The sequence below is a fragment of the Alcanivorax sp. DG881 genome (genome assembly GCF_000155615.1).
Classification (GTDB): Bacteria; Pseudomonadota; Gammaproteobacteria; order Pseudomonadales; family Alcanivoracaceae; genus Alcanivorax.
Window position 1 is genome coordinate 1,457,009 of sequence record NZ_DS989915.1, and the last position, 15,420, is coordinate 1,472,428.

Consider the following 15,420-nt stretch of genomic DNA (forward strand, 5'->3'; position numbering starts at 1 on the left):
AGCCCGTCGACTCTGTCACAACGCCCCAGTTTCTGGTTGAATACCGTCCCTTTCTGGCAGAAACCACCCGGCCTGTCTACACTACTATTGCTGCTGTGCCGGAAGAGTTTTTCTGAACCTGTTCGACGGGGCACACGTCCAGCCACGCCGTTTTTTGTTATCCGCCCACTTAACCGTTGCGCGCGAACGCCTGGCCAGGATTCGGCAGGGCGATTGAGATCACTTAACAGACCCTTATATGGCACGCATTCCGGAAAATTTCACACATGATCTGTTGGCCCGTACCGACCTGGTAGAGCTGATTGATGCCCGCGTGCCCCTGAAGAAAACCGGCCGCAACTACAGCGCCTGCTGCCCCTTCCACCAGGAAAAAACGCCCTCCTTCACCGTGGCTCCAGACAAGCAGTTCTATTATTGCTTCGGTTGCGGCGCCTCCGGCAATGCGGTGGGCTTCCTGATGGAATACGAGCACCTGAGTTTCCCGGAGGCAGTCAAACAGCTGGCCAGCCGGGCCGGCATGGAAGTGCCCGAATCCCGGCCGGAAACCGCCGCCGACCGGCAAAAGAAGGACCGGCTACAATCGCTTTACGACCTGCTCAGCCGCGCCGAAAAGTTCTACGCGCAGCAGCTGCGCCAGGCGCCAGAGCGACAAAAAGCAGTAAACTACCTTAAAAATCGGGGATTGAGCGGCGAAATTGCAAAAAAATTCGCGATTGGGTTTGCACCACCCGGTTACGATAATTTGATCAACGGCCTGTCACTCACCGAAACCAGCCTGGAGCACGCCCTCACCGGCGGGCTGCTGGTACGCAAGGACGACACCGGCCGCACCTACGACAAATTCCGCGATCGCATCATCTTCCCGATCCGCGATAGCCGCGGGCGCACCATCGGCTTCGGTGGCCGGGTGCTCGGCGACGGCAAACCGAAATACCTGAACAGCCCGGAAACCCCCGTTTTCCACAAGGGCCAGGAGCTTTACGGGCTGTGGGAATGGCGCCAGAGCCGCGACCGCAGTGACCGTCTCTATGTGGTGGAAGGCTACATGGACGTGATCGCCCTGACCCAGCACGGCGTCCCCAATGTGGTCGCCACCCTGGGCACTGCCACCACCGAAGATCACGCCCGCAAACTGTTTCGCCAGGTCAACGAAGTGATTCTCTGTTTCGACGGCGACAAGGCCGGCGTCCGCGCCGCCTGGCGGGCTCTCGAATCACTGCTGCCGGCGCTGGATGACGGCAAACAAGTGCGCTTCCTGTTCCTGCCAGACGGCGAGGACCCGGACACACTCGTGCGCCAGCAAGGCCCCGAGGCGTTGCGAGCACTTACTGACAAGGCCGACACCCTGTCCACTTACCTGTTCCGGCACCTGTCCGAAGGGCTCGACCTGGACACCGTGGACGGCCGTGCCCGGCTGGCCCGACTGGCCCTGCCATTCCTGGACAAACCCGCCGGCCCGGTTTACCGCGCCCTGCTCACCGAAGAGCTCAGTCGCCTTACCCGGCTGGACAAGGAATCGCTGATCCAGCTCAAACCCGCCCCGGCGGCGCCTCGCCCAACAGCCGCCCCCGCCCCCTCAAAGCCCCCTCAGGATGCCACCGCGTACGGTTACGAGAACGCAGGCTATCCGCCGGCGGAGGACGACCCTGGCATGCCCTACCCGGAAGACTTCGGTTTTGCGGACGACGGCAACCAGGGCAATGCCGGCTTCAACGGCGGCAGCCCCAATCGCACACGCCCCAACCCACGCCAGAACAGCGGCCGCAAAGGCCCGCTCACCCTGGCTGAGCGCCTGGTGTTGGTGCTGCTGGATTACCCTTCACTGATTGACCAACACCCGCTGCCCGAGGGCATCGACACGCTCCCGCTGCCGCATATCGACCTGCTGGTCCAGGTAGCCGGCCTGTGCCGGCAAAGCCACAGCGCCGCCGCGCTGCTTGGCGCCCTGATGGCGCTGGAGCAGGGCGAAACCCTGTCTCGCCTGCTCAAGGCCAGCCTCAAGCCGCCCATGGCCGAAGAAATGGCCACCCGGCTATGGCTGGATGCCCTGTCACAGCTGGAAGTGACCCGGCTGGAGGCCGCCCTGCTGGAAGTGGAACAGGCCGGCATGCCTGACCCGGCACACTGGCAGGCACTGCACAAAGCCCTGGCCGAAGCGCGCCAGCACGCCCGCAAACCCTTCGACTAGGCCGGCCCATGCAACACCCCCAGGGTTGCATTGACTGGCCGTAGCCCCCACATCCCGGTATAATACGCCGTTTTCCCACGCCACCATCACGCTGGCCAGCGCAAGCTTCCAGCACGACGTTACGGGCTTTATTGCATGACGACTCAAAAGCAGCAGCAACAATCTCAGCTGAAGCAGTTGATCGCACTGGGTAAGGAACAGGGCTACCTTACCTACGCCGAAGTGAATGACCACTTGCCGGATTCCATTACCGACACTGATCAAGTGGAAGACATCATTCAGATGATCAACGACATGGGCATCACCGTGGTGGAAAAAGCCGCCGATGCCGATCAGTTGACGATCGATGAAAGCGCCGACAGCACCGACGAAGTCGCCGCTGAAGAAGCCGCTGCCGTGCTCGCCTCCGTAGAAAACGAACCCGGCCGCACCACCGACCCGGTGCGCATGTACATGCGCGAAATGGGTACCGTGGAGCTGCTGACCCGCGAAGGCGAAATCGAAATTGCCAAGCGTATCGAAGAAGGCACCCGTGAAGTCCTGCACGCCCTCGCCTTCTGGCCCGGCGCCGTCGACATGGTGATCGACGAATACGCTCGCGTGGAAAACGAAGAACGCAAGCTCACCGACATCATTGCCGGTTACCTGGACCCCAACGACGATGGCGCTGCGGCAACCAACGTCAACCGGGATCCTGCCTTCGCCGAAAAAGCCAAGAAAGCGGCGGAAGAAAAAGCCAAGGCCAAAGAAAAAGCCAAGGAAGAAGGCACTGACGACAAAGACAGCGACGACGATGAAGAAGAAGATGAAGGCGGCCTGGATCCTGTTCTGGCGGCAGAGCGTTTCGAGACGCTGAAAAAGCTGCACGAAAAAGCCGAGCGCTCACTCAAGCGCAACGGTCGCGATCACGCCTCCAGTGCCAAGGCTCTGGAAGCCCTGGCCGAACACTTCACCCTGTTCAAACTGGTGCCGCGCATTTTCGACGGCATGCTGGTTGGTGCCCGCGACAACCTGGACCTGGTGCGTAAATTCGAGCGTCAGATCATGTCCGCCACCATTCGCCGCGGCGGCATGGATCGCAAGGATTTCATCAAGGTATTCCCTGGTAACGAAACCAACATGGACTGGATCGATGGCCAGCTGAAAACCAAAAAAGGCAAAGCCATCGCCGACAAACTCGGTGCAGTCAAAGAAGATGTTCAACGTGCCCAACGCAAGATCGGCACCATTGAAGACATCATTGGCCTGCCCGTGGGCGACATCAAGGAAATCAACCGTCGCATTTCCATCGGTGAAGCCAAGGCACGTCGCGCCAAGAAAGAAATGGTGGAAGCCAACCTGCGTCTGGTTATTTCCATCGCCAAGAAATACACCAACCGTGGCCTGCAATTCCTCGACCTGATTCAGGAAGGCAACATCGGCCTGATGAAAGCCGTGGACAAGTTCGAATACCGCCGTGGTTACAAGTTCTCCACCTACGCCACCTGGTGGATTCGTCAGGCCATCACCCGTTCCATCGCCGACCAGGCGCGCACCATCCGTATCCCGGTACACATGATAGAGACCATCAACAAGATCAACCGGGTACAACGTCAGATGCTGCAGGAAATGGGCCGCGAACCGACCCCGGAAGAACTGGGTGTCCGTCTGGAAATGCCGGAAGACAAAGTCCGCAAGGTACTGAAGATCGCCAAAGAGCCGATCTCCATGGAAACCCCCATCGGTGACGATGAAGATTCCAGCCTCGGCGACTTTATCGAAGACGGCAACATGGAATCGCCGGTGGACTCTGCCACTTCACTGGGCCTGGAAGAAGCCACCCGTGACGTGCTGGCCAACCTGACCGCTCGTGAAGCCAAAGTCCTGCGCATGCGCTTCGGCATCGACATGAACACTGACCACACCCTTGAGGAAGTGGGCAAACAGTTCGACGTAACCCGTGAGCGTATCCGTCAGATAGAAGCCAAGGCGCTGCGCAAACTGCGCCACCCGAGCCGCAGCGAACACCTGCGCAGCTTCCTCGACGGCGACCTGTAAAGAACGCCCGACGCTAGAAGCCGGATGCAAGACACGACCCGGGCTGCGATGCAGTCCGGGTCAATAATAAAAAAGGAACTCCCTTTCCCGGAATCAAATACACGTTATAATCCGTGCCCGCGTAACACGCGCGGCACGTCTGGCGTCAAAAATTCAACGCCGGACAACGCTTCAGGGCCTATAGCTCAGCTGGTTAGAGCAGTCGACTCATAATCGATTGGTCCCAGGTTCAAGTCCTGGTGGGCCCACCAATTTCCCCGTTCGATTTTCTCCTTGTAGCGTGAAGCATAAGTTGTCTGCAACTGGCGACGTGTACTTCACATACCGCACAAAGTGTGCCGCAGCACCTTTATTTTGACAGGTTATAGCCGCCCTGTAGAACGAAAAAGCGGCCCCGCCTGAACCGCTTACACACCTCTGATCACCTTATCGGCTGGAAGCGCATCAGGTCATCAATACTGGGCGGCATCCGGAACTCGGGGAACAGGGGAACGGGTGAAAACAGTTCGGGCCAGTTTTCTTCGCTGGGCGCAAATTCCATGACAATCCGTGTCTGCAATTCATAACCCTCATTCGCGTCGCCTTTACGTCTCTGCACCGTGATCTTCGCCGGCGCGCCCTGTCGGTAGGAGACCAGCGTTCGCTCCCAGGGGACCTCGGACTCACCAGAAAATTGGTCGACCTGCTTCAATTTCCCATTGTTGTAGTAACTGTACCTAAGCGCTATCGAGCCGGGGTCGCCGACTTCAGAGAGCCTGCCATTGCGATCATAGTGATAACTATCGATGGTTTCATGCTGATCGTCTTCTGTGCCCCAAATCCCGTCTACACCGTATGAACTCTGCACCTTGGCCGTCACTTGTTCTGACTCATTAAAGAGGTAGGAATCGTAGTACCTCCCAGATTCAGAACCGGCATCGGCGGTACCGGGATGGACGATCACGCGGTCGGCCAGGCGAGTGGCGGTGTCGGAATACAGGTTTGCGGAATTTGAGCCGTTGTAGCGTTGAACATCCTGTTCGACGCTATCGCCCAGGTAGCGATAGGAGCGTGTTTGGTGGGCGGACGAGCACCCCCTCAGAAGCTTGATTGAGACGGCAACTGGATGCGCATCCATGCAGTACTCATCGAGCACAGCCGTCCAGGAGCTATCCGCAGTGAGATCAATGCTCAGGGGGCGCTGCTCAGCATCGAAGATGACGCTATTGGTTTGCGTGTGATCGACGATGGCTGGCAGATCAGGCTCATCCACCGTCGTGAGGTCGATATCAGAGGTAAATTCTGACAACGCCAATATCTCGGCAACCGTCGTGTCCAGGCCATCAAATTCGTAGTCGAGCACCTCCGTTGCGGTCCCACCAAAATGCTCAAGTTCGGCATTAATCAGGTAACTGTAACTAAAGTCCAAACCAGGCATGAACAGGCCGGTTACGAAACCGGCCTCTTGCTGAAGTCGTCGGCCGTTACGCACCGGGCATTTCATCGGCCCATTATTCGAAAGACCGAGTACAGCCAATCCAGTAGCGCCCGTAGGCGACCCTATCATGCCGAGAAAGTACAGATCCGGATAGCGTAGCAACGGGGTCGGCGCCGACATGTACTGACACTGAAGATAGGGATGCGACGTATCATCCTCTGTATCCCAGGCCATATCTGGCCCGACAGAGTGCAGCTGCACGTTAATCGTGAGTTCGCCGGGGTATTGGAACTGCATACGCGCAACCTGCGCGCCATCAGCGTCATAGAACCAGGCCCGGCTTGGTGCGCTGCTTGTGGTTTCCGTAACGGCGCCGCCACTGGATGAAGAGCCTCCCCCACAGCCGGCCGCCATCAGGGCGACCAGGCATGCCAGGCTGTTGCGCAGTGTTGTTATCATAATGCTGTCCGAGAGATGTCAGGCTAAATAGCAGCCCACTGATGGCCGCGAGAAGCGATGTCACTTTAATGGCAGCGCCGCCTTATCAATCCGGTGGCGCGTACCCTCATTTATTTTTCCCCGGTCGCATAATAATCCAGCTTCCCGACACAATCATGCTCACACCCAACGGGATCTGAAGGGAGAGAATGACAGGTGCGGGAAGGTTACAACTTCTTAACGCGCCGGTTTTTACCCTTGATTTTGCCTTTCAATAATCGCTCCAGCGCCAGATCGGCGCTGTCACGATCGATAGCCACATAAGCCTGATAATCCGTGACGGTAATCTTGCCCACTTTGTTGCCGGCAATCCCCGCATCACCGGTCAGCGCGCCGAGAATATCGCCGGGGCGAAGCTTGTCCTTGCGGCCGGCGCCGATGCACAACGTAATCGTCGGGGGCTGCAAGGTGTCACCTTCACGGGGCTTCAGACTGCTCACCGGGTGCCAGTTCAGGGGCGCGCCCTGCAATTCTTCAATGGCCATGGCACGACGGGATTCGCGCGGCGCTACCAGATTGATGGCCAGGCCCTTTTCACCGGCTCGACCGGTACGGCCGACACGGTGAATGTGGGTCTGCGGTTCATGGGACAGTTCTGCATTGATAACCATATCCAGGTTATCGATATCCAGGCCCCGCGCTGCCACATCCGTGGCAACCAGCACCGACAGGCTGCGGTTGGCAAACAACGTCAGCACCTCATCGCGCTCGCGCTGTTCCAGGTCACTGTTGAGCACCATGGCCGACATCCCCTGCCGGCAAAGCTGGTTGACCACGTCCTGGCATTGTTTTTTGGTCACACAGAACACTACGCAGGACACCGGCCGGAAACAGGCAATGGCACGGGCCACCGCCTCTTCCCGCTCAGCAGGGTCTACTTCGTAGTAGCGCTGTTCGATCTGGCTGTTATCGTGGAGGGCTTCCACCTCTACATGCTGGGGGTTGTTCATGAAGGTTTCCGCCAGCTGCTTGATCCCTGCCGGATAGGTAGCCGAAAACAACAGGGTCTGGCGACGGGATGGCGTCTGCCGGATCACCTCGGCAATGCTGTCGTAGAACCCCATATCGAGCATGCGATCCGCTTCATCCAGCACCAGGGTATTCAGCCCTTCCAGACTCAACGTGCCCTTGCTCAAATGCTTGAGCACCCGCCCCGGCGTGCCCACCACGATCTGGGCTCCATGTTCCAGCGAGCCAATCTGCGGGCCGATGGGTTGCCCGCCACACAGGGTCAGCACCTTGATATTGCCGGGGCCACGGGCCAGCCGGCGGATTTCCCCGGCCACCTGATCGGCCAGCTCCCGGGTGGGGCACAACACCAACGCCTGGCAACCGTAATAGCGTGGATTCAATGGATGCAGCAGGCCAAGACCGAAAGCCGCCGTCTTGCCACTGCCGGTACTGGCCTGGGCAATCACGTCATGCCCTTTCAGCACAAATGGCAGGCTTTGTGCCTGCACCGGCGTCATGGTGGCGTAACCCAGGGTATTCAGGTTGGCGAGCAGTTCCGCAGACAGCGGCAGGGAAGCAAAAGGGGCATCAGTCACGGGAGCAGCCTGTGGCAAAGAAAGGTGGCAAGGAAACACTGACAACGCACGGCCAGCGTATGCCTAGTGTAGCAGTTGTCGCATTGCGGTGAGGATCAAATTGTGCGGCGACTGGGGGCCTCCGACTGACACCTCTGATATAGTACCGGCAACCGGGAAATCTGTTGATCATGTCATTATTCCATCGCCCCGCATGCCTGACTCACCTGCACCGCGAAGAACTCGCCACCGGACTGGTGCGCGTGGGTTGCCACTACGCCCCTGAGCGTCTCTGCGACGACAGCTTTGCCCAGGCAGACATCCCCCTGCCACCCTCCCTGAGCACGGCGGTGGCCAAACGCCGCAGCGAGTACCTGGCCGGCCGATGGTGCGCCCGCGAAGCGCTGGCGATGCTGGGAATCGAGGGCATCCCGGCCCTGGGACCCGACCGGGCACCACAATGGCCCGCAGGCAGTCTGGGCAGCATTACCCATAGCCAGGGCATTGCTGAAGTGATGGTCGCCGACGCACGCCATTGGCTGACCGTCGGGCTGGACACGGAACAATGGCTCAGCGCAGAACGGGCAACCCGGCTGTGCCGGGAATTACTGACCCACGAAGAACGGGAACAACTGGAAGGGTTATCGCCTATTCAGCGCGCCAATCGCATCACGCTGATTTTTTCCGCCAAGGAAAGCCTGTTCAAGGCGCTCTACCCGATCACCGGCAAACGCTTTTATTTCCATGACGCGGAGCGCCGGGATGCCCGTTCACTGACCCTGCTGAAAACCCTGTCGCCAGACTGGAAGCTTGGCGCCAGCATTCCTTTTCGCTGGCGCGAACGGCAGCAAGGCGTGCTGAGCTGGATTGCCCTGCCCCGTTAGCGGGTTACGCTGCCATGCCCTTGCGGCACAGCCTGGGGCAGTCTTCACACAACGCTGTGTCCGGCAAACGAAAGCGAATGCAACAGGTACGACGCACGGTGATCACCGTGCCGGTGTTGGCGTTCATCCTGTCCTGGTAGGCTCCGAACAAGGGATTTCTGTCACCGTTTTCAAAGGTGGGCTGATCAAGCAACGCCTGTCCCGGCGACCAGAGCATCTCCGGCAAACCCGACCCTTTCAGCTCCCCCGTGAACCAGTGGATGTAACGGCTGGCATTACTCCACAGCACCCGGGTGGATAGCCCCAGTGCCTGCTGCCAGGCAGTGATAACCGGCTGCAGGTTATCCCGCATTATTCCCTCGAAACGGGACAGCGGGTGCGCAGATGCCACAATTTGTTGTCCGTCATCCGGCAACACAAAGACACCGGGCAACCCCTGCGCATCCACCTCGACCGCCAGCACGTTCACCGACAAAGGCAATTCACGCTGCAAGATCAGGTTGGACGCAAGCACCGGCGGCAACAGCCGCAAGAAATAGTATTTACTCCAGATGGAGAGCAGTGCCCGCTCGTCTTCCCCCTTCAAGTCAGGACGAAATTGATACAACGACTGCCGTAACCGGCCGGCATCAAACAGATCGGTTAACGGGATGGCCACATCGTTCGGCTCGGCCAGGCGTAACAAGCGGCCATAGGAAGAAAAGCCCCCTTGAAACAAGGGGGCCAGAGCAGAAATCATCAGCTTGCACAGGCCGTTTCGAGCGGCCGACTCTGCCGTTCTATCAACGCATCCACCACTTCCTGGGAGCGCACTGCCAAGATCGACAACAGGGTGTCACTGAGGCCATGGGTTTCTTCACAACAGCCCTGCAGGAACACATTGGCATGGCAGCCTGATGCCATGGGCAACCGATAACAGCGCTCCACGCCTTTCTCGGACATCCAGTCCGCCATGGGCGACAGCAACTGCTCATGGCCATTGCGGTTATAACCGGTGGCCAGCACCACCCCGTCATAGACTTCAGTCTGCTCCACGCCGGTGTCCTTGTTGCGCAGGGTCAACAGCACACGGGTGCCATCATTCTGCACACCAACGATATCGCGGTTGGACAGGAAGCGGTGCTGCACCTTGCCGGTCACTTTCTGCAGGTAAAGACGCTCGTAGATCTGTTCAATTTCCGCCAGGTCCACTACCGCGTAATTGGTCTGACTGAAACGTTTGAGAAAATCCTGTCGCTCGGATTCCGGCCGGGCGTAGATAGTATCCGTGAACGATGGATCGAAAATTTCGTTCACAAAAGCGCTGTCATCGGCCGGGTGCAGGGCCCGGCTGCGACTGACCAGATCCATCTTTCCATCCGGGTACTGGTCCATCAGATCCAGATAGATTTCAGCGGCACTCTGGCCTGCCCCGATCACCGCAATACGCGGCGTTTCGTGGCGACCAAACCGCTCGTATTCGTGTTTATAGCGCGATGAGTGAACCATGTTGTCACCCATCTTGCCGGCGAACACGGCCGGGATCTTCGGGTAACCACCAATGCCGATCACCAGGTTACGGGTAAAAATTTCCGTCTCACTGCCATCGGCGTTCCGTGAGCGAACGCGCACCCACTCCACTTCACCACCCTGCTCCACCGGCTCAATAGCGATCACTTCCTGGCCATAGTGCACATGCTCTTTAAACTGATCGGCAGACCAACGCATGTAATCGTTATATTCCACACGGGTAGGAAAGAAGGTGCCCATGTTTATGAAGGAATCCAGACGATTGTTGTCATGCAGGTAATTAACAAAGGTGAAACGGCTGGCGGGATTGCGCAGGGTCGCCAGGTCTTTCAGAAATGACACCTGCATGCGAGTGCCTTCCAGCAACATGCCGCCGTGCCATTCAAAGCGGGGTTGTTTTTCCAGGAAGCAGTAACGCAGGCCATCCAGGTCTTTCTGCTCGTCCAGTGCAATGGCAATGGCCAGGTTGGCCGGGCCAAAACCAATACCAACGACATCGTATTCCTGAGAATGAACGCTCATGGTGATATGTCCTCAATGTGGCGGAGGCCGAACGGCCTCCGGGTTATCCATACACCGACCACCGAAGAATTCGGACAGTCAGCCACTTGCTGCCGGATAGTGGTGGGCAGCGCGCCATGGCGGTTCAGAGAAAAAAAATCCGAACCGTGATTTTCAGCTCAGCTCGCAACGCTCAAAAAACGCATCACGATGCAGCACCATCAGGGCTGCGCGCTTGTGCGGAAAATCAAACTCCTTTGGCTTGGCAAATCGCCTGGCTTGAAGGTGTTGAATCATCCTGTCGTTATCCGAGCGTGGCTCGGACACAATCCTTGTGGTACGACAATCATCGAGAAACAGGTAATGGCAGAGCGCATTCAGCCATGCCTTTACCTTGTGCGGGCCACGGTGATGGTCTTCGCCCACCAGCATGTGAATCCCGCGATCAAAATCCTGTGCATCGTAATAGGGTGCGATGCGATCTTCCTTGGCCCAATACGCCTCAAAGTAGGCAAAGGGCTCATCATCAATGCAACCGATCAGGTTAAGCACTCGCGGCTCTTTCGCCTGGCTCTCCAGGTAAGCGCGATGCTCTTCCAGGGTGCCGCTCTGCTCCCAGAAGGCAGCCACACGCTCGCTGTTCTGCCAGCGCATGAAACGGTGTAGGTCTTCCTCAATATCCAGCGTGCGCAGAGACACCCACGCCTGAATACCGGTATCAAAACGGCGGTACACTTCCCCCGCCGGCTTGGCGCGGCGTCGTGGGTGACGCCGGCCGGATTCATCCATGATCATGGTGACCGGATACGGCAAGGCATCGCCCTGGCTTAACCAGTCACCGGGCAGCTGCCAGAACATGTCGCGTTCCAGCCGTGCTGTTTGATTCTCTTCCTGAATCATGAAAGCAGCGTTAAAACCGCTCTCAAACTGCAGGGTGTTCATATCCGGCTGCGAGACAAAGAACGCCCAAGCAGCACGCAGAAGCTGCGTCGGTTCCTGGCAAGACTGCACCACACGGGCGATGCCGTCGGTCAGTTCCACCGTTAACAGATCCTGATCATCCCACTGGCACCGCCACTGCGGTGCCAGTGCCTGTTCAAACACATCCAGCCGCTGCCCACAGGGCAGCGGAATGGATTGGTAATGACTCTTACCAGGCATAGGTCACGCTGCCGATAACATTGCGACGGTCGCCGTACCAGCAGTAGTAGTCACAGGTCGCAACGTACTGCTTGTCTTCCAGGTTCTTGGCCGCCACCTGGAACTTGAAATCCTTGTAACGGTAACTGACCGTGGCATCCCAAAGAGTATAGGACGGGACTTTCAGGGTTTCGGTGTTATCGCCATACGTATCGCTGACGTAACGCACCCCGGAACCAATGGCGAAACCGTTCATCGGGCCACTCAGGAAAGTGTACTTGGCCCAGGCCGAGTACAGGGTATCGGCGATATTCACCGGGCGGTTACCTTCTTCAGCAGGAGTGCTGTCGGAAACAATTTCCGGATTCATCCAGGTAGCGTTGGCCAGCAGGCTGAAGCTCGGGGTGATATTGGCAACGGCTTCCAGCTCAACACCTTCGCTTTCCACTTCACCGATCTGCTGAAACGCTGGCGTACCGGCTGCTCCGGAGGCCAAATTTTCCTGGGTGATTTTGAACGCTGCTGCGTTGAGGTAGCCATCAATACCTTGTGGCTGGAACTTCATGCCCACTTCGATCTGATCGCCCTCTTGCGGCTTGGCCGCATCACCATTCTGATCCTGCTGCAGAATCGGCTGGAAGAACTGCGAGTAGCTGGTATACGCAGTGACGTTGTCATTCAGCAGCCAGGCCAGACCGGCGTTGGCAGTCCACTTGTCGTTGTCGATATTTTGCTCGACGCCAGTGGTTTTATTTTCGATATCGCTACTGGCCCGGTCAAAACGGGCGCCCACAGTCAGCACCAGATTGTTATCGAACTTCATCTGGTCTTGCAGGTAGCCACCGACCTGATAAGCATCAATGGTAGTTCGCTGGCGGCTGGTCACTTCTGTACACACGAAGGTGGAGAAATTACAGGAAACGGGCGTCAGCTCATCAGCGTTTCGGTACTGCGGATCAAACGGATTCAGCGTCGCCGGCGCGAAAATGCCCGGCGCAGCTTCGTAACCCATCAGCGGGTCACCAAAGCTCTTTCCGTCGATGTGCAAGCTTTGATAATCGATACCCGCCAACAACGTATGCTCAACATTGTTGATAGACCATTTATGGATCAAACGGTTATCCAGATTAATGCCATAGGCATCACCGTCTTCATCACTGAGGCCGCGAACCGCTTGCGAGTCGCCACTACCCGGCAGATAGCCCAGTGAGTACATTTGCTTCAGATCCACATCGATTTGCTGATAGCGAGCACTTTGCTGGAAAGTGGTCGAGTCATTGAACGCATGGTCCAGCTGATAACCGAAAGAAACCTGGGTGCGTTCAAACTGCTCGTAATCCAGATTACCGATGGCAACATCATCGTCGATTTTGCCATTGGGGTTGGCAGAAATCGTGCCGCTGGAAGGCAGGAACTGCAGGTACGGGTCAGAATCATCTTTCTGGTAGGACGCCAGCAATGTCAGCTCAGTCCGGTCACCCAGACCCAGTTTTAGAGACGGTGCCAGCATCGTGCGTTCGGCTTCCAGATCATCCACCTGGGTTCCGTTTTCACGACCAAGTGCGACAACACGCCAGGACACATCTTCCGACGGAGCACCGCCCACATCCACCGACAGCTGTTTGCGATCATAGCTGCCGTATTCTGCAGTCACGGAACCAAAGGAGTAATCCTGAGGGCGCTTGCTGATAACGTTAATCACGCCGCCCGGAGGAGTCTGCCCATACAAAACAGAAGCCGGGCCACGCATAATTTCTACACGTTCCTGGGCAAAAGGATCCAGCTGCCAGCTGTAAAATCCATAGGAATAAACCCGGGTCCCATCACGGTACAAACCGTTATTGGCCTGTTTGAAACCGCGAATAACAAACCAGTCCTGTTTGTTATCTTCGCCGTAAAAATTCGCCTGAATACTGGGCGTGTACTGCAAGGCATCGGCGATGCTGACAGAAGCGCGATCATCCATCTGCTCGCGGGTAACAATGGAAACGGCACGCGGCGTTTCTTTCACCGGCGTATCCGTCTTGGTGGCAGTGAGGCTCCTCTGGCCCACATAACCAAAATCATCACCGCCGTACACGTCGTCTGACTGCTCGGCATTCACCTCGATAGTCTGCAATTCATCAGCGTCCTGCTGCTCTTCTGCCCAGACAGGTGACGCCGCCATTGTCGCGGCTACCGCCAGCGCCAGCGGATTGCGGCCCCACTTCAGCCCCCGGATCAGCCCGCTCTCGGTCCGATTCCCCATGGTCGTTCTCCTAACAATCGTAAAAACTACAGTAATAGGAATGATTCGCAACTGCATTATACAGATTGCAAACCTTACGACTAGTGCACAAAAAAAGTGATTAGCCGGGCATTTCAGTCAATGGTTGCTGAGCGTTGCTCCGTTCAAGCCGGTCCGGCAGGCCCTGTAAAAAGGTGGCCTCACGCACAATCGTCAAATGATCCGCCTGCACGGTGTCGCTGTGAGCGAAATCAACACACGCGGCCAGCCCGTTCTCAAGAGTCCGGGCACGGCCCGCCGGCTCACTGGCCCACCAACTGTGTACCGGGGCCTGCAACGTTGGCAGCTGATAGCCCCAACATAAATCCCGCAAATGTTGCTCCACCGCCCAGGCATGCAATAACTGCGCAGCACTGTCGGCCACCGCCGGCTCAATGGGTTGCGTGGCCAGCCATTGCGCAAAGTTCTGCGGCCACTGCGCCGGTTTGCTGTCACGCAGGCGCGCAATGCAATCATCCAGCGCCATGGACGACGCCGAGGTCAGCAGCATGCCCAGATGTTCCCGTAACGTCTGCTGCGCCTGCGGCGATGACCACTGGTCTTCCGCCACTTCGTGGCCCGGCACATAGGTATCCAGCAGCCCCACAAAGGCCACGGTTTCGCCAGCCTGCTCCAGCCGGTGAGCCAGCTCCATGGACAAGGCGCCCCCCAATGACCAGCCCAGCAAGTAGTAAGGACCTTCCGGCTGCTGCTGGCGCACCGTACGGTAATACCGCTCGGCCATTTCATTCAGTGACGGATCAAACCAGCCAGGCTCCAGGAAACTGCGCGATTGCAGGCCCCGTACCTGCCACTGCCCTTCCAGGCTGGCGGCCAAGGCCTGATAACCGGTGGTGCGCCCAGTCACCGGATGCGGGCACCACAGTACTGGCAGATCGCCGGCCCGGTTCAGGCGCGTCACCAGTGCCGGATCGGCGCAGGCTTCACGGGGCGCATCCGCCAGAGCCAACAATGCCTGCAAGGCCTGACGGTAACGGCCACACCAATGCGCAATCTGCTGCTCGTCATACACACTGGACGCAAACTCCCAGACCAGCTCCAGCTGCCCGCCGACCACCTGACCGTTAATCGCCAGGGGGGAGGCCATGGGATTGTCGTCCGCCTGGGCAGTGCCGCCGCCGCGCAACGGCGTAAAGCCCTGAATCAAGGCATCGTCGTGGTACTGCCCCAGATAGTTGAACGTGACCGGCGCATCCGGGCTGTCGTTCAGTGCGCTGTCAGCAAGAAAACGCAAAGCGCCATAGCCCACACCGCCATCCGGTTCGGTTTGCTGTAATTGCTGCGATACCGCAAACAGGTTCTGGCGCGAGTCGTCAGAGAACGGCAGCGATACCGGATACAGGCTGGTAAACCAACCCAGCGTCCGACTCAGGTCCATGCCCGGCGCCAGGCGGGTTTCCCGGCCGTGCCCTTCCAGATTGATAACCAGGTTT

The 15,420-nt window shown here is 58.0% G+C and carries 10 protein-coding genes and 1 tRNA gene; 4 read left to right on the plus strand and 7 right to left on the minus strand.

The genetic code is table 11. The annotated features are described in order from the left end of the window. Positions 1–238 precede the first annotated feature (238 nt). The 3 genes from dnaG (at position 239) to ADG881_RS06555 (ending at position 4,476) form a co-directional block, all read left to right on the plus strand. Positions 239–2,188, plus strand: coding sequence for a DNA primase (gene dnaG / locus ADG881_RS06545; RefSeq protein ID WP_007150316.1), 1,950 nt, complete (start codon positions 239–241; stop codon positions 2,186–2,188). Between the two features lie 135 nt (positions 2,189–2,323). Further along, a complete protein-coding gene (rpoD, locus tag ADG881_RS06550; protein WP_007151383.1) occupies positions 2,324–4,225 on the plus strand; it encodes an RNA polymerase sigma factor RpoD in 1,902 nt (633 codons plus the stop codon). A 174-nt stretch (positions 4,226–4,399) separates the two neighbouring features. Then, a tRNA-Ile gene (locus ADG881_RS06555) sits at positions 4,400–4,476 on the plus strand. A gap of 170 nt (positions 4,477–4,646) precedes the next feature. On the opposite strand, the gene ADG881_RS06560 is transcribed toward ADG881_RS06555, so the two are convergent. Beyond that, positions 4,647–6,101 (minus strand): hypothetical protein, encoded by a 1,455-nt coding sequence (locus ADG881_RS06560; RefSeq protein ID WP_007150077.1) that lies wholly within the window; start codon positions 6,099–6,101, stop codon positions 4,647–4,649. 206 nt (positions 6,102–6,307) lie between these two features. Further along, the gene (gene dbpA, locus ADG881_RS06565) at positions 6,308–7,687 is read right to left on the minus strand and encodes an ATP-dependent RNA helicase DbpA (RefSeq protein ID WP_007151524.1); all 1,380 of its coding nucleotides are present in this window, start codon (positions 7,685–7,687) and stop codon (positions 6,308–6,310) included. A gap of 170 nt (positions 7,688–7,857) precedes the next feature. Between dbpA and ADG881_RS06570 the strand changes: the two genes are divergently transcribed. After that, entirely contained in the window at positions 7,858–8,550 is a 693-nt protein-coding gene (locus ADG881_RS06570) for a 4'-phosphopantetheinyl transferase (protein WP_007151518.1), read from the plus strand. Between the two features lie 4 nt (positions 8,551–8,554). Here ADG881_RS06570 and fhuF read toward each other — a convergent pair whose 3' ends face one another. The 5 genes from fhuF to ADG881_RS06595 form a co-directional block, all read right to left on the minus strand. Then, the gene (fhuF, locus tag ADG881_RS06575) at positions 8,555–9,289 is read right to left on the minus strand and encodes a siderophore-iron reductase FhuF (protein ID WP_007149058.1); all 735 of its coding nucleotides are present in this window, start codon (positions 9,287–9,289) and stop codon (positions 8,555–8,557) included. Beyond that, entirely contained in the window at positions 9,289–10,581 is a 1,293-nt protein-coding gene (locus tag ADG881_RS06580; RefSeq protein WP_007148321.1) for a lysine N(6)-hydroxylase/L-ornithine N(5)-oxygenase family protein, read from the minus strand. Before ADG881_RS06580 ends, fhuF begins: the two co-directional genes overlap by 1 nt. A gap of 153 nt (positions 10,582–10,734) precedes the next feature. Further along, on the minus strand, positions 10,735–11,721 hold the full coding sequence (locus ADG881_RS06585) for a GNAT family N-acetyltransferase (RefSeq protein WP_007150381.1): 987 nt from the start codon (positions 11,719–11,721) through the stop codon (positions 10,735–10,737). Beyond that, positions 11,711–13,948: a TonB-dependent siderophore receptor gene (locus tag ADG881_RS06590; RefSeq protein WP_007151461.1), complete on the minus strand. Its 2,238-nt coding sequence runs from the start codon at positions 13,946–13,948 to the stop codon at positions 11,711–11,713. Before ADG881_RS06590 ends, ADG881_RS06585 begins: the two co-directional genes overlap by 11 nt. 100 nt (positions 13,949–14,048) lie before the next feature. Further along, positions 14,049–15,420, minus strand: a 1,372-nt coding sequence (locus tag ADG881_RS06595) for a thioesterase domain-containing protein (protein ID WP_232211699.1), incomplete at its 5' end; no start/stop codon positions are given.

Bases quoted from the DNA above. Each gene is read 5' to 3' on its own strand.
- dnaG (WP_007150316.1), top strand. From the start codon at position 239: ATGGCACGCATTCCGGAAAATTTCACACATGATCTGTTGGCCCGTACC.
- rpoD (WP_007151383.1), top strand. From the start codon at position 2,324: ATGACGACTCAAAAGCAGCAGCAACAATCTCAGCTGAAGCAGTTGATC.
- ADG881_RS06560 (WP_007150077.1), bottom strand. From the start codon at position 6,101: ATGATAACAACACTGCGCAACAGCCTGGCATGCCTGGTCGCCCTGATG.
- ADG881_RS06570 (WP_007151518.1), top strand. From the start codon at position 7,858: ATGTCATTATTCCATCGCCCCGCATGCCTGACTCACCTGCACCGCGAA.
- fhuF (WP_007149058.1), bottom strand. From the start codon at position 9,289: ATGATTTCTGCTCTGGCCCCCTTGTTTCAAGGGGGCTTTTCTTCCTAT.
- ADG881_RS06580 (WP_007148321.1), bottom strand. From the start codon at position 10,581: ATGAGCGTTCATTCTCAGGAATACGATGTCGTTGGTATTGGTTTTGGC.
- ADG881_RS06585 (WP_007150381.1), bottom strand. From the start codon at position 11,721: ATGCCTGGTAAGAGTCATTACCAATCCATTCCGCTGCCCTGTGGGCAG.
- ADG881_RS06590 (WP_007151461.1), bottom strand. From the start codon at position 13,948: ATGGGGAATCGGACCGAGAGCGGGCTGATCCGGGGGCTGAAGTGGGGC.